This is a genomic window from Nocardia sp. NPDC004340 (assembly GCF_053602575.1).
On sequence record NZ_JBSGDW010000010.1, the window covers coordinates 45,053 to 66,623 of the forward strand.

The window sequence follows — 21,571 nt, forward strand, 5'->3', positions numbered from 1 at the left end:
GGCCATTGGCCCACGGTACCGGTAAGTCCTGGTTGTCCCGTGTTCGACCGGCGGTTATGCCGAGAATCGAGCGAAGAATCGCCAGATCACGTCGGCGGCGTCGAACTGGTGCGTGACTTTGCCGACAATGGCCTCGGGCAGGTACTGCTGACCACCCGGCCAGGTGTGACCGCCGCCGGTGACCGTATAGAGCTGCACCGCGGATCCGTTCCCACAGTCGGCGGACCGCAGCGTGACCGACGTTCCGTCGTCGGTCCGCGGCGGGAGCTGGGTGGTGGTGACGTCGGCGCAGCCGGCGCGCTCGCGCCACCACTGCTGGGTCGCGTCGACCGACAGCACGGGGCTGGTGCCGGCGCCGTGCCGTCCCGAAGTGACCCGGACGACACCGCCGTCGTAGGGGACGATCGGGTCGGCGGTGCCGTGGATCGCGAGCACCGGCAGGGGATGGGCGGGGGTGCAGTCGGATTCGTCCGCCTGGGGGAGCGGCCCCGCGACGGGGGCGATGGCGGCGAGCTTCCCCGGCAGCCGGCAGCCGAGCTGTTCGGTGAGCATGCCGCCGTTGGACATCCCGGTGGCATAGACTCGGGACGGGTCCACGCCGTCGCCGCCGACCAGCCGGTCGATCACCGCCGCAACGAAACCCACGTCGTCGATTCCGGCCGCGCCCGCCTTGGTGTCCGCGCCGCGGCCGTCGTTCCATGACTTCTCGTAGCCGTCGGGGTAGACGGCGATGAAGCCCTCGGTGTCGGAGAGCTTGTCGAAGCCGGAGGTCTCCGCCAGATTCCGGGCGGTGCCGCCACCGCCGTGGAAGGCCAGGACCGCGGGCAGCAGGCCCTGCGGGCGGTTGGCGGGGTAGTGGACGAGGTATTGCCGTTGCAGGCCGCCGAATTCGAGGGTGACGGTGGTGTCGGCCGCCGCGCGGGCCCGCGGGTACGTGCACCCCGCGGCCAGGAACACGGTGGAGAGCAGGACCGCGGCGGCGATTCTCGGTGCGTACACGCCGTCGATGGTAGAGACGCGGCCTGAAGCTGAGCTGAAGCTTCGGGTCAGCTGTGAGGACGCAGGGCGGCCAGCGCGGCGGCGGCGACTTCGGCTGGCGGACGATCGATTTCGAGGGTGATCGCATGTTCGTCCGGGCCGGGTGGCTCCAGGGTCTCGAGCTGCGAGTTCAGCAGGTCCGGTGGCATGAAGTGGTCGGTGCGCGCGAGGAGGCGGGCGCGCAGTACTTCTCGGGAACCCGTGAGGTGCACGAAGGTGAGGTCCGCGTCCGGGTGCCCGGCGCGCAGGATGTCCCGATAGGAGCGTTTCAGGGCCGAACAGGCGACGATTCCCGAACGGCCGGCCGCGAACTCCGCGGACATCCATTCCGCGACGGCCGCCAGCCACGGCCCCCGATCGGCATCGGTGAGAGGTCGACCGGCGACCATCTTCGCGCGATTGGCGGGCGGGTGCAGGTCGTCGCCCTCCAGCAGATCCCAGCCCAGCGTCCGCGCCACAATGCCTGCGACAGTGGACTTGCCGGATCCCGCCACGCCCATCACCACCGCGATGCGCGGTCGCGCGGCGGCGGTCAATGGGCCTCCCGAATCGGTGCGGTGCTGGTCGCACCCACCCTAGCCAGCGGAAATCCCGCCGCACCCGCGCCCCGCCGCATCCGATCCGAACCGTTCCTCCCGCCGCCGATCGGTCCCGGTATTGTCTGCGGTGCAGGTGAATCGGGAGGATTGTTTGGCTGAGCAGCTCCGGCCGGGAGTGACCTTCGCCGGGTATCGGGTCGAGCGGCTCCTCGGCGTCGGCGGAATGGGTGAGGTGTACCTGGCCCACGACCGGGACCTGCCCCGATTCGTCGCCTTGAAGCTGCTCAATGTGGTGGCGGGGGACAGCGCCGAGACCCGGCAGCGATTCCTGCGCGAGGCCAATATCATTGCCCGGCTCGCCCATCCGAACATCGTCACCATCTATGCGCGCGGTGAGGAACAAGGACGGCTGTGGCTGGCCATGGCCTACGTCGACGGCTCGGACCTGGAGGCCGAACTGCTCGCCGGGCCCCTGGAACCGCGCCGCGCCGCCGCCATCACCGCCGACGTGGCCCGCGCCCTCGACTACGCGCACGACGCGGGCGTACTGCACCGCGATGTCAAACCCGCCAATATCCTGCTCACCGCGCAACCGCGAGAATGGGCGCTGCTCACCGACTTCGGCATCGCCGAATCCAGGCATGAGGTCCGCGGCATCACCGGGCGCGGCGAGGTGGTCGCGAGTTTCCAGTACACCGCGCCGGAACGCTTCAACGACGAGGCCCGCGTCGACCGCCGCGCCGACGTGTACTCGCTGGGTTGCACGCTGTTCGAAATGCTCACCGGCACACCCCCGTACGCCGACACCGACCTGCCCCGGCTGATCTACCGGCACGTCAAGGCCCCCGTGCCCGCGCCGCACGCGCTCAACCCGGCCCTGCCCGCCGCCCTGGACCCGATCCTGGCGCGCGCCATGGCGAAGAACCCCCGCCACCGCTACGCCACCTGCGCCGAACTGTCCGCGGCGGTGAGCGGCGTGCTCACCGAATCACGGTCGGCGCCGGCGGTTCCGCCGCCCAAAGCGAAGAATCCGCGCGACAAGAACCGGCACGCCGCCGTGCCGGAGTCGGAGCCCTGGGCGCGGTCACGCACCCTGCTGGTGGTGCTCGCGGTCGTCGTGGCGGTGGGCGCCACCGCCGCCGCGGTCGGTTTGCTCTCGGCACTGATGGAACCGAGTCCCAAGGATTCGGCCGCGCCCACGACCGGCCCGCGTACCTCGGCACCGGCCCGCACGAGTACGGCCGCGGTGGCCACGTCGGTCAACCCGGCCGCCGCCGCGGCCGCCGACGGCTGCCAGACCCGCCGTACTCCCGACAGCGTCACCGGCACCGATCCGGGTGGCATCGCCAGTGGCCCCGACGCGATCCTGGCATTCCAGTACGCCTACTACGTGCTCCGCTCCGGCTCGGTGGCAAGCCAATTCGTCGCGGGCGACGCCTCCAATGTGGCCAATCCGTCGACCATTCAGACCGGCATCGATTCGCTGCCGGTCGGCACCCGCTACTGCGTGCAGGTCGGCCGCATCGCCCCCGGCGACGACGAGCACTGGGCGGTCAAGGTCATGCAGCAGCGGCCCGGGGAATTGCCGGACGCGTTCACCCAGACGGTCACCACCCGCACGGTGAGCGGCCGCACGCTGATCACCTCGATCGTCGAGGAATAGCGGCCCGCCCGAGGAGCCCCGGCGGCCGTTGGCATTTCACAAAATCGGTAGGTGTGCTGCGGGGCTGCTAGTCTGCGATGTGGTGGCCCGATCGACAAGGCTCGGTGGGGCGCGGTGAAAGTTGTTCGTCGATAGGGAGTTTCGGTCGTGGACACGACAGGGTCGCGAGGCGGGTTCGCGGGGGTTCAGGGATGTCCGGTTCGGGGCGGAGCGGGTGTCGCTCCCGAGGAGCTCAGGATCCTGCTGGGCACACCGGAATTCGCGGCCGACCCGCACGCCGCCTATCGGGAGATGCGGCGACGCCACGGCTCCATGGTGCCCATCGAACTGGCCCCGGGCGTTCCGGCCACCCTGGTCGTGAACTACCGGACCGCCCTGCGAATCCTCAACGATCCGGAGCACTTTCCCGCCGACCCGCGCGTCTGGCAGGAGACCATCCCCGAGGACTCGCCGATCCGGCCGATGATGCAGTGGTACCCGAACGCGCTGCGTAACGCGGGCGCCGAGCACCTGCGCTACCGGCAGGCCTACTCCGCCGCCATCGACGGAATCGACTTGCACGCGGTGCATTCCACCGTCGAGGAGATCGCGGGCCCGCTGATCGCGGGGATCGCCGCCGAGGGCGGCGCCGACCTGGTGTCGAGTTATGCGCTGCCGCTGGTGTTCGAGGTGCTCAACCAGGTGGTGGGCTGCTCGGCCGATATCGGGCAGCGGGTGGCCACCGGCATGGCGGCGCTGTTCGACACCGTCAATGCCGCGTGGGGCATGCAGACCCTGGCCGAGGCGCTCATGGAGCTGATCGCCCTGCGCCGCGCCGAGCCCGGCGACGACGTCACCTCCCGCATGGCGCACCACCCGACCGCGCTCAACGACGAGGAGATGCTGTACCAGCTGGTCAGCTTCTACGGCGCGGGCCTCGAGCCGATGCAGAACCTGATCGCCAACACGCTGCTGCTCATGCTCACCGACGACCGCTTCGGCGGAGACATGCTGGGCGGCAGCCTCTCCACCCGCGACGCCCTCGACGAGGTCCTCTTCAACGACCCGCCGATGGCGAACTTCTCGATCAGCTACCCGCGTCAGCCGGTGCTCATCGACACCACCTGGCTGCCCGCCCACCAGCCGGTGCTGATCAGCCTCGCGGCCTGCAACAACGATCCCGAGATCGCCGGCGGCGACCGCACCGGGAACCGCTCGCACCTGGCCTGGAGCGCGGGCCCGCACGCCTGCCCCGCCCGCTCGGTGGCATATCTGGTCGCGCAGACCGCGATCGACCAGCTGCTCGACGCACTGCCCGACATCGCGCTGGCGGTCGGCAAAGACGAGATCTCCTGGCGTCCCGGCCCGTTCCACCGCGCCATGGTGGCACTGCCGGTCGAATTCCCGATCAGTCCCGCGCTGCGCGCGGTGTAGAAGGAGCTTTTCATGTCCCAGAGCCCGATCGTGCTGGATGTCACCGGCACCGATATCCAGGGCGAATCCGCCCGGATACGCGAGCAGGGCCCGGTCGCGCTGGTCGAGCTGCCCGGCGGCGTCCAGGCCTGGTCGGTGACCGACCAGGAAGTGCTCAAGGGCCTGCTCACCGACGAGCGCGTCTCCAAGGACCCGCGCCAGCACTGGGCGGCGTTCCGTAACGGCGAGATCACCGAGGCCTGGCCGCTGCTGCCCTGGATCGCGGTGGAGAACATGTTCACCGCCTACGGCGCCGACCACCGCCGCCTGCGCAAGCTGGTCTCCCCGGCCTTCACCCACCGCCGCACCACCGCCATGCGCGAGCGCATCGAGTCCATCGTCGCCGAACTGCTCGACGACCTCGCCGAGCTCCCAGCGGGTTCGACCGCGGACCTGCGCTCGCTCTACGCCTACCCGGTCCCGATCCGCGTGATCAGCGGGCTCATGGGGGTGCCCGAGCACCTCGACGCCGCCATCCACAAGTGCGTGGACGGCTTCTTCGACGGGTCGCTGACCGCCGAGGAGGCCATGGCCAACTTCCTGGACATGTACGAGCGGGTCGGCGAGCTGGTCGCCTACCGGCGCGAGCACCCGGGCGACGACATCACCACCGCCATGATCGCCTCCCGCGACGAGGACGGCTCGCAGCTGACCGACAAGGAACTCGTCGAGACGTTGATGCTGGTCATCAACGCGGGCCACGAGACCACGGTCAACCTGCTCGGCCAGGCCATCGTGGCGCTGCTCTCGCACCCGGAGCAGCTGGCCGCCGTCGTCGGCGAGCAGGCGTCCTGGAACGACGTCATCGAGGAGACCCTGCGCTACCAGGCACCGGTCGCCCACCTGCCGCTGCGCTACGCGGTGGAGGACATCGAGGTCGGCGGCGTCGTGATCCCCAAGGGCGAGGCCATCCTCGCCTCGTACGCCGGCGCCAGCCGCGACCCGAAGATCCACGGCGAGACCGCAGACCAATTCGACATCCACCGCGACACCAAGGACCAGCACGTCGCCTTCGGCTACGGCGCCCACCACTGCCTCGGCGCCCCGCTGGCCCGCCTGGAAGCCGCGATCGCGCTCCCGGCGCTGTTCGAGCGTTTCCCCAACCTCCGATTGGCCACGCCCGCAACGGAATTGACCCCGATCGGCAGCTTCATCTCCAACGGCCACACCAGCCTGCCGGTGGTGCTGAACCCGGGCGAGTGACCCGCCGCTGATCGACCATCGCATCGCCCCGGTGACTCGCCGGGCGGTGCGGCTCCCGGGCGCGGGGACCCGCGCGCTGGACCATGGAGACGCCCGGCCATACTGGCTGGGCGTCTTTTTCCGAGTGTGTTCAGTGATTCAGGTCCCTCACCCAGGAGGCATGAATATCCATGGTCACCATCCGGAATCGGTACCGCTCCGCCCTGTCCGTCTCCGCGCTCGCGGCGCTGGGCGTGAGCCTGGTCTGTACCGCCGCCCCCGCGCTCGCCGACAATTCGATCGCGGTCACCTCCGCCGCCGCGACCTCGATCGGGATCGACTACACCTGTGAGTCGTCAGCGGGGGTAGACAGCATTCAAGCCATGGTCGGCGATCCCAATGCCGACCGGCCCGCCGCCACCGGCGCGCAGACGACGTTCAGTTGTGACGGGTCCCAGCACACCGCCACCGTGGCGCTCAGCCCGGCCGTGGGGGAGCCGGCCCTGGAAAAGGGTGCGCCCGTTCAGGTTCGGGTCGCGTTGGTCGACCAGAGCCAGACCGTCGTGTCCGGTACGGCGAAACTCCTGACTCTCGGGTAACCCTCCGAGTTCACTCGCGCCTAGGGATCCGGTGCGCAAGCTGTTCCGTGTGCGCAACGATCCGGCAACCTGCCGTTCGACGGCGTGTGCCAGACTGTCCGCCGCGTGCCCGATGCGCAGTTGGTCGGGCCGTGGGCGGCCATGGCCGTCGGAGAACACCCCCGCCCGGATTCGAACCCGGCGCGGCATGCGAGAACCAGGAAAACCCCCGACGTGCGATTCCGCTCGATCATGTGCAGTGCGGCGGTGATGGCGGCGACGGGAATGCTCGCGCTGACCTCGACGCCCTTCGATCTCGCGGCCAATGCCGATCCCGACGCGCTGCCCTTCTCGACCGGCAGCGGCGGGGAGGCCGCGGCGGACGGTTCGAGGATCGTGGCAACCCGCGTGATCGACGATCGGCACCTGCAGTTCACCGTGCATTCCGCCGCCATGAACATGGACTTCCCGGTGGACGTGCAGCGCCCGGCCGACACCTCCGTGCCGCGGCCGGTGCTGTACATGCTCAGCGGCGGCAGCGGCGGCAAGGGCGCGGCGTCGTGGGATCAGCGCACCAACGCCTTCGACTTCCTGGCCGACAAGAACGTCAATGTCGTGCAGCCGATCGGCGGCGCGGCGTCGTACTACACCGATTGGCGGCACCCGGACCCGCGGCTGGGCGTCATGAAGTGGACGACCTACCTCACCGAGGAGCTGCCGCCGCTCATCGACGCCGCGCTCGGCGCGAACGGCCTGAACGGGCTGGTGGGCGTGTCCATGTCCGGCACCTCGGTGCTGCAACTGCCGATCGTCAAGCCGGGGCTGTACCGGTCGGTGGCCGCCTACAGCGGCTGCGCGCGGATCGCCGATCCGATCGGGGAGGCGTTCGTGCGGATCACGGTCGCCTTCGGCGGCGGTGACGCCATCAATATGTACGGGCCGTCGGGGGACCCGCAGTGGGCGGCCAATGATCCCTACCTGCACGCCGAGGGACTGCGCGGCCTGGACCTGTACCTGTCCAGCGGCAACGGCATGCCCGGACCCCACGACAAGGTCCTCGACAAGCACTTCGCCGGGGCCGGGGACAATCTCGCGAACCAGATCCTGGTGGGCGGCATTCTCGAGGCGGCCACCGATCAGTGCACCCGGGCCATGGGCGACCGGCTCGAGGAACTCGGCATCCCCGCCACCGTGAAACTGCACCCGTACGGTACCCACTCGTGGGGCTACTGGGACGACGAACTGCCCGCGTCGTGGCCGGTGCTGGCGCACGGGCTCGGCCTGTAGCGGTTCAATCCTGTTCGGGCGGTAGGTTTTCCAGCGCCCAGCGGGCCCATTCGGCCTTCAGGGCGGTGGCGCGCGCCCCGTACTCCAGGGCCAGATGGCCGTAGCGGGACAGGTCGCGTTCGTTCCAGTCGATGCCCTGCTCGAGTTCGCGCAGGTTGGCGTGCTCCCGTTCGGCCCGCTCGGCGATATCGGTCAGATACGCGCGGGCCAGGGTCGGCGGGATGACGCCGAGGAAGAAGACCCGCAACAGCGTCTCGTCGCGGTGCACCTCCTTCGGCGTCGTGGTGGTCAGCCACGTGCGCAGGTCCTCGAGCCCGGCGGCGGTGATCGTGTACTCCTTGCGCCCGCGCGGACCCTCGTCGGTGACGGCGATGAGTTCGGCGTCGGCGAGCTTGGTGAGTTCGGTGTACATCTGGCTCTGCGTCGCGGGCCAGACATTGGCCAGGGACAGCTTGAAGGTGCGCAGTAGGTCATAGCCGCTGGCGGGACCGTCCGACAGCAATCCGAGCAGCGCGTACCGGAGACTCATGGGCTCAGCTTACATTCCACTCTTGACATGTCGGAATAGGAGGCTCAATCTTGGACATGTCAGAACTGGAAGGTCGCAGCCGTGAGCATCCGCTGCTCGGGCAGACAGGTATCGATCATGACCACTCCTCCTCATCTCTCCGGCAACTACGCGCCCGTCCCCGACGAGATCACCGCCTACGAATTGCCCTGCACCGGAACGATTCCCGAGGACCTCAACGGCTGGTACGTGCGCAACGGGCCCAACCCGCACGACGCCGCCTCCCCGCACTGGTTCTTCGGCGACGGCATGGTGCACGGGGTGCGCCTCGAAGGCGGACGCGCTGTCTCCTACCGCAATCGGTGGGTGCGGACCACCCGGTTCACCGACGGCGCGCAGGGCATCGACCCGCAGGGCAACCGGGACTACGCAGCGGGCGCGGCCAATACCCACATCGTCCGGCACGCCGGCCGCAGCTTCGCCCTCGTCGAATCCTCGTTCCCCTACGAACTGACCAGCGAGCTGGACACCGTGGGCCCCTACGACTTCGACGGCAAGCTCACCACCGCCATGACCGCGCACCCGAAGACCTGCGCGGTCACCGGGGAACTGCACTTCTTCGGCTACGACTTCCTCGAGCCGTACCTGACCTACCACCGCGCCGACGCCGCGGGCAATCTCGAACTCAGCCGCACCATCGACGTCCCGGCCGCCACCATGCACCACGACTTCGCGCTCACCGCGAAGCATGTGCTGTTCCTGGATCTGCCGGTGGTGTTCGACATGCAGACCGCCATGTCCGGCGGGGCCATGCCGTTCCGGTGGAGCGACGACTACCAGGCGCGCATCGGCGTGCTGCGCCGCGACGACCCGCACGGCCCGGTGCGCTGGTTCGACATCGAACCCTGCTACGTCTTCCACACCCTCAACGCCCACGACGACGCGGGCCGGATCGTGCTGTACGCCATGCGGTATCCGAGCATGTGGCGCGACACCTCACAGGGTTTCGACACCGGTGCGAACCTGTGGCGCTGGACCCTCGACCTCGCCACCGGGTCCGTCCGCGAGGAACGGATCGACGACCGGATCGCCGAATTCCCGCGCATCGACGACCGATTGGCGGGCCTCGACGCCCGCTACGGCCACGCCTCGGTCTCCGACGGCGGCACCGGCGCGCTGCTGCGCTACGACCTGCACACGGGGTCGAGCACGGTCCATGACTTCGGTCCCGGCCGAGTACCCGCCGAAGCCGCGTTCGCGGCGGCCGACGAAACCCCCGGCGGTGCGGGCTATCTCATGACCTACGTCTACGACACCGCCGAAAACCGCAGTGACCTGGTCATTCTCGATGCCGACGACCTCGGCGGCGAGCCGATCGGCACCATCCACCTGCCCCGCCGGGTGCCGCACGGGTTCCACGGGAACTGGCTGCCCGACCTCTGATTCCCCGGTCGGACAGCCGTTCTCCGTCGTCAGTGCGTGCGGGGGAGCGTCACCGCGAGGGTGTCGATGGCGAAGCCGCTCGTGGTGACCCGGACCGCGGTGTCGGTGAAGCGGCGGTCGCCCAGGGCGGTCCGCACGAACCGGCGAACCGTGTCGGGCTGCTCGGCCAGCGTGGCCAGGGTGGCCGTGGGGACCTCGATACTGCCGTCGAAACTCCGTGGCTGATCGGTGATTCCGGCAGCCTGCACGGTTTGGCGGAGTCCGTCGACGGTGTGCAGGATCAGATCCAGCCGGTTGCCGTCGGCGAACTCCAGGCGCAGCGGCGTGGGGGAGACCGCGAGATCGAAGTTCTCGATCCGCGCTCCCACACCCGACGGCGTCGTGCCCGCATAGGTGTACAGGGACACGGGCACGCTGTCGTCGACCGAATGGTCCGCGGGCGTGTTGTCGAGGATCTTGCCCGCCAGTGGCTGGTCGGTGGGCACGAAATCCCACTGCTCGGCGGTCAGCGTCTTCACCCAGTATCCGGTGCGCCCGTCGGCGACGCCCTCCACTCGGAGTTCGCGTGCGGCCGAGCCGATCCCGGTCTTGTGCACCGAGACCCGGTCGGTGATCTGCCCGGGGATCTTGGGCTGCGCGGTCCACTCGGGCGCGGGCAGCTGGATCGCGGCGTAGTGGTCGTCGATGCGCTCCGAGAGCATGTCGGGCGCTTCGGGGCGGCCGCGCTGGTCCTCGTAGGAGTAGCGGAAGAAGACCTTGTCCGCGCCGGAGATGTCGAAGTCGTACAGGCGCGTGTAGAGGTCGCCGAAGCGGTTCACGACCAGGGTGGTCGAGCCGCTGGTGGAGATGCCGACCGCCCGGAACCGGCCGCCGGCCGGGGTGGACATCTCGTAGCTGTGGTCCAGCGGCAGCCACGGGTCCACGTAGTGGATGCGATGACCGTCGTCGGTGAGCGCGTACACGTGCGACACCTTGGCCCCGCCCACCGTGTGGTCGTTGCCCGCGCTGTCGCGCCAGACGTGGTCCTCGTTGGGCGAGAGCACCGACCAGGTCCACGCCGTCGTGCCCGGCGGCAGGGTATTGCCCGGACCGGTCCACAGCGGGGAGCCGTAGCGGCTGGACCAGTTCCAGTCCGCGGGGGCGCTGAGAATGCGGTCCATGGTGAAGAAGCGGCCGTCGACATCGATGGCCATCAGCTCGTCGTCGTCGGCGGAGACCCCGGCGACGCGGCCCGCCAGACAGCCCGGCAGCGGCAGGGTGCGCCAACCGCCCTGCGCGGCGGCTGGTTTGACGTAGATCGCGCCGTCGCGGGTGGCGAAGGACCAGCGGCGGTTGAAGGTCTCCGCGGTGCCGCGCAACAGGACCCGATCCGGCAGGGCGACGGTGGCGGCGGGGAACGCGTCCAGGCCCGCGGTGGTCTCGTCCGCGCCCGGCTCCGGGGTGCCGACGGTGCCGAGCAGGTCGCAGGCGGGAGCGGCGGTGGCGGCCTGCTGGGGTGCGGCCAGCGTGAAGGCGAGTCCGGCGGCGGCCGCGAGCACGCCGTGGCGCAGGGTCCGGTCGGTCATCACAGCCACCCGAGCGTGCCGAAGACGGCGATGGCGAGCGCGTCGACGCCCAGGATCGCGCCGACGGCGATGGCCTTGGCCCGCACGGTCGGCAGGTCGTACACGAAGAAGCAGGCCGCGAAGAACGGCACGTAGCCGACCAGCCAGATCAGGAACGGGAAGCCCGCGTGCCACCAGGACCAGTCCCAGGTCAGCACGCCCATCGCATTGAGCAGCACCTCGACCCCGACCGCGGCCGCGGAGTTCAGCGCGATGAGCACCGGCCGGTTGGGCAGCCCGAGGATGCGAGTCTCCTTGGGCGGCAGCATCTTCGCCGCCGCGATGCCCATGATGGCGAACATGAAGCAGATCTCGATGTTCAACCCGATGAGGATCTGATAGGCCGTCGGCCCGGTCGCGCCCCACACCGGCGCCCGCCCGGTGCCGTGGAAGACCAGCGAATTCCAGATCTCGTTGAACAGGTCCATGCCCCACAGCGCCAGGCCCGCGAACAGCACGTTCCAGTTCCGCCGCTCGACCTCGGTGGCGTACACATAGATGACGACCAGCAACAACGGGATCACGTACCACTTGAATTGGCTACTGTCCCGCAGCAATTCCTGCGCCACACGCGCGTGATCGGTCATCGCCGGCCCCTCCCTCATCAGTTGAGCCCCGCGAGTGTGTTACAAATCACCGGTGAATGTCAATATGTAAGCCTGTTGCGTTCCTGCGGCTTCCGGCGGCACCGACCCGGTAGGGTTCGGGCGCATGGCAGCCCCGTTCCGTCCGGTCCGTGAACTGGCGTTCGTTCTCACTGTGGCCGTGGCGATTCCGATGCTCGCGACCCTCGCGTTCTCCGCCATCGGCCACCCCGAATGCGCCAGCATCCCCGAGGATGCGGGGCCGTGCGGCTACTGGGCCCGGGTGGCGTACTACGGGCCGTTCATCATGCTGTGGGGTGTGATCTTCTGCGGGGGACTCGGAGCAACGCTGTGGCTGATCACCGCCGCGGCCCGCGGTCTGTTCTACGCGGTCCGTCGTCGCCGTGACCGCATCGGCGCAGGCCATACGGCTGACCCCGCCCCTGACCTCGGTGTCTGAGCCGCTTGGGATAAAATCGGTGGTTCTTGCGCGTCGACACGACGCACAATCGTTCAGTTAACCATCGGCATCCGCTGCACCCGAGGAGACGCTTGTGATCACCGCGACCGACCTGGAGGTCCGGGCCGGAGTCCGCACCCTGCTGACGGCGCCGGGCTCGGCGCTGCGGGTGCAGGCCGGTGACCGGATCGGGCTGGTGGGCCGCAACGGTGCCGGCAAGACCACCACGCTGCGCATTCTCGCCGGTGAAGGTGAACCATACGCGGGCAAGGTCATTCGTTCGGGAGAACTGGGATATTTGCCCCAGGACCCGCGCGAGGGCAACCTCGAGATGCTCGCCAAGGACCGGGTGCTGTCGGCCCGCGGCCTCGACACCCTGCTGCGCGAGATGGAGAAGCAGCAGGCGCTGATGGCCGAGGTCGCCGACGAGAAGGAACGCGACAAGGCGATCCGCAAGTACGGCCGCCTCGAGGAGCGCTTCTCCGCCCTCGGCGGTTACGTCGCCGAGAGCGAAGCCGCCCGCATCTGCCACAGCCTCGCCCTGCCCGACCGTGTGCTGAACCAGCAGCTGCGCACCCTGTCCGGTGGTCAGCGTCGTCGAATCGAGTTGGCGCGCATCCTGTTCAGCGCCTCCGACGGCAGCGGCGGCAAGTCCGACACCACGCTGCTGCTCGACGAGCCCACCAACCACCTCGACGCCGACTCCATCAACTGGCTGCGCGGCTTCCTGCAGAACCACGACGGCGGCCTCATCGTAATCTCCCACGATGTCGAACTGCTCGGTGACGTGGTGAACAAGGTGTGGTTCCTCGACGCCGTGCGCGGTGAGGCCGACATCTACAACATGGGCTGGAAGAAGTACCTCGACGCCCGCGCCACCGACGAACAGCGCCGGGTGCGCGAGCGCGCCAATGCCGAGAAGAAGGCCTCCGCGCTCAAGCAGCAGGCCGCCAAGCTCGGCGCCAAGGCCACGAAAGCCGCTGCGGCACACCAGATGGTCAAGCGCGCCGAGCGCATGCTCAGCGAGGTCGACGACATCCGCGTGGCCGACAAGGTGGCCCGGATCAAGTTCCCCGAGCCCGCGCCCTGCGGCAAGACGCCGCTGATGGCCACCAACCTGACCAAGCTGTACGGGTCCCTCGAGATCTTCACCGGCGTGAACCTGGCCATCGACAAGGGCAGCCGGGTCGTCATCCTGGGCCTCAACGGCGCCGGTAAGACCACCATGCTGCGGCTGCTCGCGGGCGTGGAGAGCCTGACCGCGGGCCAGATCGACCCCGGTCGCGGCCTCAAGATCGGATATTTCGCTCAGGAGCACGACACCCTCGACGACCAGGCCACGGTCTGGGAGAACATCCGCCACGCCGCCCCCGACGCGGGCGAGCAGGACCTGCGCGGTCTGCTGGGCGCGTTCATGTTCTCCGGACCGCAGCTCGAGCAGCCCGCGGGCACGCTCTCCGGCGGTGAGAAGACCCGTCTCGCCCTGGCCGGTCTGGTGTCCTCGGCGGCGAATGTCCTTCTGCTGGACGAACCTACGAACAACCTCGACCCGGTCTCGCGTGAGCAGGTGCTCGACGCGCTGCGCAGTTACGCGGGCGCGGTGGTGCTGGTGACCCACGATCCGGGCGCGGCCGAGGCGCTCAACCCCGAACGGGTCATCATGCTGCCCGACGGCACCGAGGACCACTGGTCGCAGGACTACCTGGAACTGATCCAGCTGGCCTGAGCGTGTGTGTTCCGAGCCCGGAAAAACCACCGTCCGGGCCCGGAAACTCGCTTCCCGCACCGAAAAACGCGTGTTCGCCAAAACTCGGTGATTCACATCACACCGTTTCGTTGATCACAGGCATCCGAGTCTCTACCCTGGAATGAGGCGCCCACGGCGACTCGGAGGAAGCCATGAGTGACAGGCCCGCACAGGGTAAAGCCGTATTGGGTAAAGGCACGCGCGTCACCGGGAAATCCCGCGATCGCTTGCAATCCCAGCTCAAGAAGCAGTACGAGGCCGGAGCCAGTATCCGGTCCCTAGCCAGGGAAACCGGGCGGTCGTACGGCTTCATTCACAACGTGCTCGTGGAGTCGCATGTGCAACTCCGCAGCCGGGGCGGTGCCAACCGCCGCAAAGCCGGCAAGCCCGTCAGCAAGTAGCGTCCCGTTCCGGGAACACGATCGCGGGGACCCGGCCGGTGAATGCCGGTCGGGGACTTGCGATCTCGCTCCGCTCGCGATGGCGTGCGGCCGCTACGGGGTCACGGTCCCGTCGCCGAGCACCAGCAGGTTCGCCAGGCTCCGGAAAATCGGCAGACCGGTCTTGATCTCGAGATAGGCGAACTGCCCCTGGGGGTTCACCTCCAGGAAGTAGAACTCGCCGTCGAGCCCCACCCGCAGGTCCAGCACGCCGAAAGCCAGTCCGAGCGCGCCCATCAGCGTGGTCAGTGACTTGCTCACCGAGGCGGGCAGGCGATCGGCGGTGAACGCCACCGAGGTGTCCAGGCGCGAATCCACCCGTCCCACACCGGATTGCGAGTCGATGCGCACCACCCACTCGATGCCGTCCACCCACACGATGCGCAGGTCGCTCTCGGCGTGGATGTAGTCCTGGAAGATGGTGGGGGAGTTGCGGATCGTGGCGAGCCGGTCGAAATCGGCCGGGGTGAACAGGCGGGTCTCGGTGAACGCCCCGCGCCCGGTGCCGGAGCGCTTGTAAACCACTGGCCCGGGCCGGGATTCGACGAAGGAACGCGCCTCGTCGGGATCATTGGTGACGAGGGTTTCCGGAATCGCGAATCCGGCCCGGGCGGCAGTCTCCAACTGCACGATCTTGCGCCCCGCGGTGCGGTCGGCCCCGGGGTCGTTGACCCACAGGGCCGGGATCGACCACAGCAGCCCCTGCAGGAACCCGTCGCACTCGGCGCGGCGGTAGTCGTCGTCCTCGGCGCTCAGCCCGCCCGGCACCAGGGTGGGGTGCGGGCGTCGCCACCACACCGAGGTGACGTCGTCGAGTCCGAAGATGTGCGACAGGCTGCGGTAGGAGCCGTCCGCGCCCAGCCGGAAAGTGCCGTTCTCGCGCGGGAAGTCACGCATGTCGAGCCGAATCGGACTGTGTCCGTGAAATTTACGCAGCGTAGCGGCGAGGGCATCGCCGTGGAGATCCTCGGCCTCGGTGACGATGAGGACCGAGCCCATGGTGCGGGCGGCCATGCGTGCCCGTCAGTCGAGGCTGTCGCAGGCGATGCCGTCGTCGCTGCCGTTGTGCGACCGGGTCTGGCAGCAGGTCATGGTGGCCCCGCCGACCCCCGGCCCCGCGGTCAGATCCAGTCCGCGGGCCCAGATCTCGGTCTGCCGGCGCAGCTCGTCGTCACCGCGTGCGGGACTCTGCTCCGGCGCCAGCGTCAGCGGACGGTCGGTGACCTCGACGCGACGGCGCTGGGTGAAATCGGCAGTGGCGCCGGACCGTACCCGCACCAGGACCGGACGGCCCTCGCAACCGCTCTGCGCACTCGCAGCGTCCCACCGGGCGATGTCGAGAACATCCGCGCGATCCAGAGTCCAGGTGCCGTCGCCGACGCGCACGCTGATACTTCGCTCGGTGGCTGCGACAAGGTAGCCGGGTAGCGGTGGCGAGGTGTTGGCGAGGGTCGCCGATCCCGTTCGGTGCAGGGCGCCGGTCATGCGGAACTCCGATCTGCTCGGGATTTGCTGCGGGGCCGAGCGTGATCTGAATCATATCCCGCGACGGGTCGAATTCGGTCCGCATCGACAGATTTCAGCCACCTCGGCAAACTTCACCGAGGTTTCGGAAATCGCTCCCGCCGAAAGATTTTCGCTGAATAACCGGGGTGGGTGCGGACGGGCGTCGCGGGGCTAAAGGCCCAGGGCGTCGGGCGAGTCGGCCACGGCCCGCAGTGCCGCACCGGGATCCGCAACAAGTTTGCGGGCCGCGAGGTCGAGAATGCCGGACACGGCGTCGATCTCCGCCGACACGGTACCGTCGAGTTTCACGATGCGCTGGCGCATCCGGAAAATCTTGCCGCCGGGGAATTCGAACTCACAGCTCACCATCACCTCGTCGCCGAGATGCAGTTCCCGCTGGTACTTGATGGTCTGTTCCAGCACCACCGGCCCGATCCCCGCGGCCACCATCTTCTCCCCGGCGATGCCCGCGGCCTTCAGCAGCTCCCAGCGCGCGTGCTCGGCGTACTGGAGGTAGACCGCCTGATTGAGATGCCCGTTGATGTCGAGCTCATAGCCGCGCACGGTGATGGGAACAGAGAATGCCATGCAAGGTCCAACCCGGGACGACCCGATGATCATTCCGCGTTTCGGGTGGCCTACCGCACAGTCGGCCCGGCGACTCCCGGGCTACCCGCCGGGCAGGAGGGCTCGGCGGGTGTTGCGATCAGTTGCCGGTGAACCGCGTCGGCGCTCGGCGAATACGCGGCGCGGCAGGCGAACTCGCGTGTTCAGGCGCGGTTCGCGGTGCGCTCGGCCCACCACCGCGGGGCGTCGATGAAGTAGTTGTCGTACTCCTTCTGCGCCGCCTCGATGTCGGCCGGGGTGGTCTGCCCCAGCGCCAGCTGCTCCAGGAAGCGGAAGTACCCGTGCCGCTCCACGCCCGGCATGAGGGCGATGAACAGGCGGGCCGAGGAGCCGGGGACCGCGCCGAAGGCGTGCGGCATGAACTTCGGGACCACCAGCGCCCCACCCGCCCCGACCGTGACGATCTCGTCCCCGGCCATGACCTGGAGTTCGCCGTCGGCGACGAAGAACAGCTCGTCGGAGAGCGTGTGATAGTGCGGCGCGGCCCCGTCGGCGCCCTCGGCCAGGGTCACCTCGACGGTGCTGACCGACCCGCCCGCCTCCTCGGAGTCGATGAGCAGGCGCACCGAGGCGGGCTGCCCCGCGCCGATGATCTCGGAGTCCTCCGGGCGGCGGATGGCGGCGGGGCGGGAAGCGGCGTTCATGGCAAGCTCCGAATCATTCGGTGATTGATAATTCGCTACCGAACTATATGGCATCGAATAGAGTGTTGTCCATGGGTGAGAACGAGACCGACGCCGTGGACGCCATCGCGGCACAGTGGCGGCGGGAGCGGCCGGACCTGGACGGCGAGGCCATGGAGATCATCGGCCGCCTGGGCAGGCTGGCCGCGGTGGCGGGCGCGAAGATCGAAACGGTGTTCACCGCACACGGATTGCAGCGCGGCGAGTTCGATGTACTTGCGGCGCTGCGCCGTTCGGGGGAGCCCTACGAGCTCAACCCCTCCGCCCTGGCCGACACCCTGATGATGTCGCGCGCGGGCATGACCGGCCGCCTCGACCGTTTGGAGCAGGCCGGTCTGGTGCGCCGCATCGCCGACGCGGGCGACCGGCGCGCCATCAAGGTGGCGCTCACCGACCGCGGCCTGCACCTGATCGACATCGTGGTCACCGACCACTTCGAGAACGAGACCCGCATCCTGTCGGTGCTGAACGCCGCGGATCGCAAGGAACTCGACCGCATCTCGCGGCTACTGCTCGCCGATCTCGAACGCGAGAGCTGACGAGCGCGGGGCGCATTCGCCCCGCGAGATCACGCTTTGCGGCGGATCGAGGCCTCGACCAGATCGAGTACGGCTTCGAGGTTGTTGCCCGCGTGGCCGGAGGCGATGCGGGCGATGAGACCGTCGAGGACGAGGTCCAGGTAACCGAGCAGTACCTCGGTGGGGACGTCGTCGCGCAGCGCGCCGGCGGCCTTGCGGCGCTCCAGACGGGCCACGGTGGCGGCGGTGAGCTCCTCGGAGCGCTCTTCCCAGTTGGCCCGGAACTCCGGGTCGTTGCGCAGGCGGCGGGCGATCTCGAGGCGAGTGCCCAGCCAGTCGAAATCCTCGGGGCGGGCGAGCATATCGCGCATCACCTGGATCAGACCCTGATTGGCGGCGACCTCGGCCATGCGGCCGGCGTCCTCCTGGGCCAGCGCCAGGAACAGCGCGTCCTTGTCCCGGAAGTGGTGGAAGATCGCGCCCCGCGACAGACCGGTCGCTTCTTCGAGACGACGCACGGTGGCGCCCTCGTAGCCGAACTCGGCGAAGCAGCTGCGGGCTCCGTCGAGGATCTGGCTGCGCCGGGCGGCGAGGTGGTCGTCTGAGACCTTGGGCACTGGACTCCTCCGAAACGTGTTGTGCGGGTTCCCCGTATCGATCTTGCGACCAAATCGGAGAACCCGCACGAGCGACGAGCGAAGCGACCCGGTGAGGGGTCGCGTGGCGGGCCCCGGAGCTGCGCTTTCACGCGATTCCGGTGCCCACCACCACGACTCGGTTTCGAAACAGCCCTTCGAGAACCGAGCTACATCGCAGTGACTAGCCGCGAATCATGTTGCGCAGCACGAACTGCAGGATGCCGCCGTTACGGTAGTAGTCCGCCTCACCGGGGGTGTCGATGCGGACGACCGCGTCGAAGACGACCTTCTCGCCGTTCTCCTTGGTGGCGGTGACCTTCATGGTCTTCGGAGTCACACCCTCGTTCAGCTTGGTGATGCCCTCGATGTCGAAGGTCTCGGTGCCGTCCAGGCCCAGCGACGCGGCCGACTGGCCGACCGGGAACTGCAGCGGCACAACGCCCATGCCGATCAGGTTCGAGCGGTGGATGCGCTCGAACGACTCGGTGATGACGGCCTTGACGCCCAGCAGGCTGGTGCCCTTGGCGGCCCAGTCACGCGAGGAACCCGAACCGTACTCCTTGCCGCCCAGCACGACCAGCGGGATGCCCGCGGCCTGGTAGTTCTGCGAGGCGTCGTAGATGAAGGCCTGCGGGCCACCCGGCTGGGTGAAGTCGCGGGTGTAGCCACCCGAGACGTCGTCCAGCAGCTGGTTGCGCAGACGGATGTTGGCGAAGGTGCCGCGGATCATCACCTCGTGGTTACCACGACGTGAGCCCAGCGAGTTGTAGTCCTTGCGCGCAACGCCATTGGCGTCCAGGTACTGCGCGGCCGGGGTGCCCGGCTTGATCGGACCGGCGGGGGAGATGTGGTCGGTGGTGACCGAGTCGCCCAGCAGCGCCAGCACGCGCGCGCCCTTGATGTCGGAGACCGGGGTCGGCTCCATCGACATGCCGTCGAAGTACGGCGCCTTGCGGACGTAGGTCGACTTCTCGTCCCACGCGAAGGTGTCGCCCTCGGGGGTGTTCAGACCCTGCCAGCGCGCATCGCCGTCGAAGACGGTGGCGTAGGACTTGGTGAACATGTCCCGGCTGATCGCCGACTTGATGGTGTCGTCGATCTCCTGCGCGGACGGCCAGATGTCCTTCAGGAAGACATCGTTGCCATCGGTGTCCGTGCCCAGGGCGTCGACCTCGAAGTCGAAGTCCATGGTGCCCGCGAGCGCGTACGCGATGACCAGCGGCGGGGAGGCCAGGTAGTTCATCTTCACGTCGGGGGAGATGCGACCCTCGAAGTTGCGGTTACCCGACAGCACGGCGGTGACCGACAGGTCGTTGTCGTTGATCGCGGCCGAGATCTGCTCCGGCAGCGGGCCGGTGTTGCCGATGCAGGTGGTGCAGCCGAAGCCACCCACGTAGAAGCCCAGCTTCTCGAGGTACGGCCACAGGCCGGCCTTCTCGTAGTAGTCGGCGACGACCTGCGAGCCCGGGGCCATGTTGGTCTTGACCCACGGCTTGGACGCGAGGCCCTTCTCGACGGCGTTGCGGGCCAGCAGGGCCGCGCCGATCATGACCGACGGGTTCGAGGTGTTGGTGCAGGAGGTGATGCCCGCGACCACGACGGCGCCGTGATCCAGGACGAAGTCACCGCGCTCCGGGTCCGACACCTTGACCGGCTTGGACGGACGGCCCGCGTTGCCGTTGGCGGCGGTCGGGACGGCCGAGTCGTCGGAGGCGGTGCCCGGGGCGACCGGGTCGCTGGCCGGGAAGGACTCCTCGATGGCCTCGTCCAGCGCGGTGTGCGGCACCGGGTCGTTGGTGTAGGTGCGGATGTCCTGGCGGAAGGCGTTCTTGCTCTCCGACAGCAGGATCCGGTCCTGCGGGCGCTTCGGGCCGGCGATGGACGGCACCACGGTGCCCAGATCCAGCTCCAGGTACTCCGAGTACGCGGGCTCGTTGGCCGCGTCGTGCCACATGCCCTGCTCCTTGGCGTACGCCTCGACGAGCGCGAGCTGCTCATCGCTGCGGCCGGTCAGGCGCAGGTAGTTGATGGTCTCCTCGTCGATCGGGAAGATCGCCGCGGTGGAGCCGAACTCCGGGCTCATGTTGCCCAGGGTGGCGCGGTTCGCGAGCGGAACCTCGGACACACCGGCACCGTAGAACTCGACGAACTTGCCGACCACACCGTGCTTGCGCAGCATGTCGGTGACGGTGAGCACGACGTCGGTGGCGGTCACGCCCGGCTTGATCTCACCGGTCAGCTTGAAGCCGACGACGCGCGGGATCAGCATGGAGACCGGCTGGCCCAGCATGGCGGCCTCGGCCTCGATGCCGCCGACGCCCCAGCCCAGCACGCCCAGGCCGTTGACCATGGTGGTGTGCGAGTCGGTGCCGACACAGGTGTCGGGGTAGGCCTGGCCGTTGCGGACCATGACGGTGGGGGCCAGGTACTCGATGTTGACCTGGTGCACGATGCCGACGCCCGGCGGGACGACCTTGAAGTCGTCGAAGGCGCCCTGGCCCCAGCGCAGGAACTGGTAACGCTCGCCGTTGCGCTCGTACTCCAGGTCGACGTTGCGCTCGAGGGCGTCGGCGGTGCCGAACACGTCGAGGATGACCGAGTGGTCGATGACCATGTCGGCGGGGGACAGCGGGTTGACCTTGTTCGGGTCGCCGCCGAGGGTGGTGACGGCCTCACGCATGGTGGCCAGGTCGACGATGCAGGGCACGCCGGTGAAGTCCTGCATGATCACGCGGGCCGGGGTGAACTGGATCTCGGTGTCGGGCTCGGCCGACGGATCCCAGGCTGCGAGGGCGCGGATCTGGTCGGCGGTGATGTTCGCGCCGTCCTCGGTGCGAAGGAGGTTCTCCGCGAGGACCTTCAGGGCGTAGGGCAGCTTCTCGGTGCCGGGCACGGCCGAGAGCCGGAAGATCTCGTAAGAGTTGCTTCCGACCTCGAGGGTGCCCTTGGCGCCGAAGGTATCGATACTCGTCACGTTCAGCTCCACTCGTCTGTGAATGGGAGGGCCAGCGGCGGGGCTGTGCCGATGGCCTCGTCGAGGCGCGGGCCTCGTCCGTTTTCCGACATTAACAGTA

General features: G+C 68.7%; 21 protein-coding genes. 10 read left to right on the forward strand and 11 right to left on the reverse strand.

The features are described from left to right. Nucleotides 1-54 precede the first annotated feature (54 nt). Together ACWEOI_RS29860 and ACWEOI_RS29865 are read right to left on the reverse strand one after the other, a co-directional pair. On the reverse strand, nt 55-999 hold the full coding sequence (locus tag ACWEOI_RS29860) for an extracellular catalytic domain type 1 short-chain-length polyhydroxyalkanoate depolymerase (RefSeq protein WP_452361735.1): 945 nt from the start codon (nt 997-999) through the stop codon (nt 55-57). Between the two features lie 47 nt (nt 1,000-1,046). Then, a complete protein-coding gene (locus tag ACWEOI_RS29865; protein ID WP_452361831.1) occupies nt 1,047-1,538 on the reverse strand; it encodes a gluconokinase in 492 nt (163 codons plus the stop codon). Between the two features lie 190 nt (nt 1,539-1,728). On the opposite strand from ACWEOI_RS29865, the gene ACWEOI_RS29870 reads away from it, so the two are divergent. From ACWEOI_RS29870 to ACWEOI_RS29890, 5 genes are all read left to right on the forward strand, one after another. After that, on the forward strand, nt 1,729-3,240 hold the full coding sequence (locus tag ACWEOI_RS29870) for a protein kinase domain-containing protein (RefSeq protein WP_433672998.1): 1,512 nt from the start codon (nt 1,729-1,731) through the stop codon (nt 3,238-3,240). A gap of 147 nt (nt 3,241-3,387) precedes the next feature. Further along, a complete protein-coding gene (locus tag ACWEOI_RS29875; RefSeq protein ID WP_433672999.1) occupies nt 3,388-4,653 on the forward strand; it encodes a cytochrome P450 in 1,266 nt (421 codons plus the stop codon). 12 nt (nt 4,654-4,665) lie between these two features. After that, a complete protein-coding gene (locus ACWEOI_RS29880; RefSeq protein WP_452361736.1) occupies nt 4,666-5,895 on the forward strand; it encodes a cytochrome P450 family protein in 1,230 nt (409 codons plus the stop codon). Nucleotides 5,896-6,065: 170 nt separating this feature from the next. After that, nucleotides 6,066-6,473, forward strand: a complete 408-nt coding sequence (locus ACWEOI_RS29885) for a hypothetical protein (RefSeq protein WP_452361737.1) — start codon at nt 6,066-6,068, stop codon at nt 6,471-6,473. A gap of 231 nt (nt 6,474-6,704) precedes the next feature. Continuing rightward, complete coding sequence (locus ACWEOI_RS29890) at nt 6,705-7,739, forward strand: alpha/beta hydrolase-fold protein (protein WP_433673343.1); 1,035 nt, start codon at nt 6,705-6,707, stop codon at nt 7,737-7,739. A gap of 4 nt (nt 7,740-7,743) precedes the next feature. Here the strand turns inward: ACWEOI_RS29890 and ACWEOI_RS29895 are convergent, their stop codons facing one another. Further along, the gene (locus ACWEOI_RS29895; protein ID WP_452361738.1) at nt 7,744-8,268 is read right to left on the reverse strand and encodes a PadR family transcriptional regulator; all 525 of its coding nucleotides are present in this window, start codon (nt 8,266-8,268) and stop codon (nt 7,744-7,746) included. A 117-nt stretch (nt 8,269-8,385) separates the two neighbouring features. Between ACWEOI_RS29895 and ACWEOI_RS29900 the strand changes: the two genes are divergently transcribed. After that, nucleotides 8,386-9,690: a carotenoid oxygenase family protein gene (locus ACWEOI_RS29900; RefSeq protein ID WP_452361739.1), complete on the forward strand. Its 1,305-nt coding sequence runs from the start codon at nt 8,386-8,388 to the stop codon at nt 9,688-9,690. A gap of 29 nt (nt 9,691-9,719) precedes the next feature. Here the strand turns inward: ACWEOI_RS29900 and ACWEOI_RS29905 are convergent, their stop codons facing one another. Further along, nucleotides 9,720-11,255, reverse strand: coding sequence for a hypothetical protein (locus ACWEOI_RS29905; RefSeq protein WP_452361740.1), 1,536 nt, complete (start codon nt 11,253-11,255; stop codon nt 9,720-9,722). After that, a complete protein-coding gene (locus ACWEOI_RS29910) occupies nt 11,255-11,881 on the reverse strand; it encodes a hypothetical protein (RefSeq protein WP_433673005.1) in 627 nt (208 codons plus the stop codon). The genes ACWEOI_RS29905 and ACWEOI_RS29910 overlap by 1 nt, the downstream gene beginning before the upstream one ends. Before the next feature lie 124 nt (nt 11,882-12,005). On the opposite strand from ACWEOI_RS29910, the gene ACWEOI_RS29915 reads away from it, so the two are divergent. The 3 genes from ACWEOI_RS29915 to ACWEOI_RS29925 all read left to right on the forward strand — a co-directional run bounded on the left by ACWEOI_RS29915 (nt 12,006) and on the right by ACWEOI_RS29925 (nt 14,486). Then, the gene (locus tag ACWEOI_RS29915; protein WP_452361741.1) at nt 12,006-12,338 is read left to right on the forward strand and encodes a hypothetical protein; all 333 of its coding nucleotides are present in this window, start codon (nt 12,006-12,008) and stop codon (nt 12,336-12,338) included. 94 nt (nt 12,339-12,432) lie between these two features. Continuing rightward, a complete protein-coding gene (locus tag ACWEOI_RS29920; RefSeq protein ID WP_433673007.1) occupies nt 12,433-14,064 on the forward strand; it encodes an ATP-binding cassette domain-containing protein in 1,632 nt (543 codons plus the stop codon). A 173-nt stretch (nt 14,065-14,237) separates the two neighbouring features. Then, nucleotides 14,238-14,486 carry a helix-turn-helix domain-containing protein gene (locus tag ACWEOI_RS29925; protein WP_357082573.1) on the forward strand — a complete coding sequence of 83 codons (249 nt, stop codon included), beginning with the start codon at nt 14,238-14,240 and terminating at the stop codon, nt 14,484-14,486. 93 nt (nt 14,487-14,579) lie between these two features. Here the strand turns inward: ACWEOI_RS29925 and ACWEOI_RS29930 are convergent, their stop codons facing one another. The 4 genes from ACWEOI_RS29930 to ACWEOI_RS29945 all read right to left on the reverse strand — a co-directional run bounded on the left by ACWEOI_RS29930 (nt 14,580) and on the right by ACWEOI_RS29945 (nt 17,302). Further along, nucleotides 14,580-15,539 (reverse strand): hypothetical protein, encoded by a 960-nt coding sequence (locus ACWEOI_RS29930; protein ID WP_379280116.1) that lies wholly within the window; start codon nt 15,537-15,539, stop codon nt 14,580-14,582. A gap of 9 nt (nt 15,540-15,548) precedes the next feature. Then, a complete protein-coding gene (locus tag ACWEOI_RS29935) occupies nt 15,549-16,010 on the reverse strand; it encodes a hypothetical protein (RefSeq protein ID WP_452361742.1) in 462 nt (153 codons plus the stop codon). Between the two features lie 192 nt (nt 16,011-16,202). Next, entirely contained in the window at nt 16,203-16,619 is a 417-nt protein-coding gene (locus tag ACWEOI_RS29940; protein ID WP_433673009.1) for a thioesterase family protein, read from the reverse strand. Between the two features lie 182 nt (nt 16,620-16,801). Beyond that, on the reverse strand, nt 16,802-17,302 hold the full coding sequence (locus ACWEOI_RS29945) for a cupin domain-containing protein (RefSeq protein ID WP_452361743.1): 501 nt from the start codon (nt 17,300-17,302) through the stop codon (nt 16,802-16,804). 71 nt (nt 17,303-17,373) lie between these two features. Here ACWEOI_RS29945 and ACWEOI_RS29950 point away from each other — a divergent pair, with 71 nt between their 5' ends. After that, nucleotides 17,374-17,880 carry a MarR family winged helix-turn-helix transcriptional regulator gene (locus ACWEOI_RS29950; RefSeq protein ID WP_452361744.1) on the forward strand — a complete coding sequence of 169 codons (507 nt, stop codon included), beginning with the start codon at nt 17,374-17,376 and terminating at the stop codon, nt 17,878-17,880. 29 nt (nt 17,881-17,909) lie between these two features. Here ACWEOI_RS29950 and ACWEOI_RS29955 read toward each other — a convergent pair whose 3' ends face one another. Continuing rightward, nucleotides 17,910-18,476 carry a TetR/AcrR family transcriptional regulator gene (locus tag ACWEOI_RS29955; protein ID WP_357082556.1) on the reverse strand — a complete coding sequence of 189 codons (567 nt, stop codon included), beginning with the start codon at nt 18,474-18,476 and terminating at the stop codon, nt 17,910-17,912. Between the two features lie 202 nt (nt 18,477-18,678). Then, nucleotides 18,679-21,471, reverse strand: a complete 2,793-nt coding sequence (locus ACWEOI_RS29960; RefSeq protein ID WP_452361745.1) for an aconitate hydratase — start codon at nt 21,469-21,471, stop codon at nt 18,679-18,681. Nucleotides 21,472-21,571 lie beyond the last annotated feature (100 nt).

Bases quoted from the DNA above. Each gene is read 5' to 3' on its own strand.
- ACWEOI_RS29935 (WP_452361742.1), bottom strand. From the start codon at position 16,010: ATGACCGGCGCCCTGCACCGAACGGGATCGGCGACCCTCGCCAACACC.
- ACWEOI_RS29940 (WP_433673009.1), bottom strand. From the start codon at position 16,619: ATGGCATTCTCTGTTCCCATCACCGTGCGCGGCTATGAGCTCGACATC.
- ACWEOI_RS29925 (WP_357082573.1), top strand. From the start codon at position 14,238: ATGAGTGACAGGCCCGCACAGGGTAAAGCCGTATTGGGTAAAGGCACG.
- ACWEOI_RS29865 (WP_452361831.1), bottom strand. From the start codon at position 1,538: ATGGGCGTGGCGGGATCCGGCAAGTCCACTGTCGCAGGCATTGTGGCG.
- ACWEOI_RS29915 (WP_452361741.1), top strand. From the start codon at position 12,006: ATGGCAGCCCCGTTCCGTCCGGTCCGTGAACTGGCGTTCGTTCTCACT.
- ACWEOI_RS29905 (WP_452361740.1), bottom strand. From the start codon at position 11,255: ATGACCGACCGGACCCTGCGCCACGGCGTGCTCGCGGCCGCCGCCGGA.
- ACWEOI_RS29930 (WP_379280116.1), bottom strand. From the start codon at position 15,539: ATGGCCGCCCGCACCATGGGCTCGGTCCTCATCGTCACCGAGGCCGAG.
- ACWEOI_RS29950 (WP_452361744.1), top strand. From the start codon at position 17,374: ATGGGTGAGAACGAGACCGACGCCGTGGACGCCATCGCGGCACAGTGG.
- ACWEOI_RS29890 (WP_433673343.1), top strand. From the start codon at position 6,705: ATGTGCAGTGCGGCGGTGATGGCGGCGACGGGAATGCTCGCGCTGACC.
- ACWEOI_RS29900 (WP_452361739.1), top strand. From the start codon at position 8,386: ATGACCACTCCTCCTCATCTCTCCGGCAACTACGCGCCCGTCCCCGAC.
- ACWEOI_RS29885 (WP_452361737.1), top strand. From the start codon at position 6,066: ATGGTCACCATCCGGAATCGGTACCGCTCCGCCCTGTCCGTCTCCGCG.
- ACWEOI_RS29945 (WP_452361743.1), bottom strand. From the start codon at position 17,302: ATGAACGCCGCTTCCCGCCCCGCCGCCATCCGCCGCCCGGAGGACTCC.
- ACWEOI_RS29910 (WP_433673005.1), bottom strand. From the start codon at position 11,881: ATGACCGATCACGCGCGTGTGGCGCAGGAATTGCTGCGGGACAGTAGC.
- ACWEOI_RS29895 (WP_452361738.1), bottom strand. From the start codon at position 8,268: ATGAGTCTCCGGTACGCGCTGCTCGGATTGCTGTCGGACGGTCCCGCC.
- ACWEOI_RS29880 (WP_452361736.1), top strand. From the start codon at position 4,666: ATGTCCCAGAGCCCGATCGTGCTGGATGTCACCGGCACCGATATCCAG.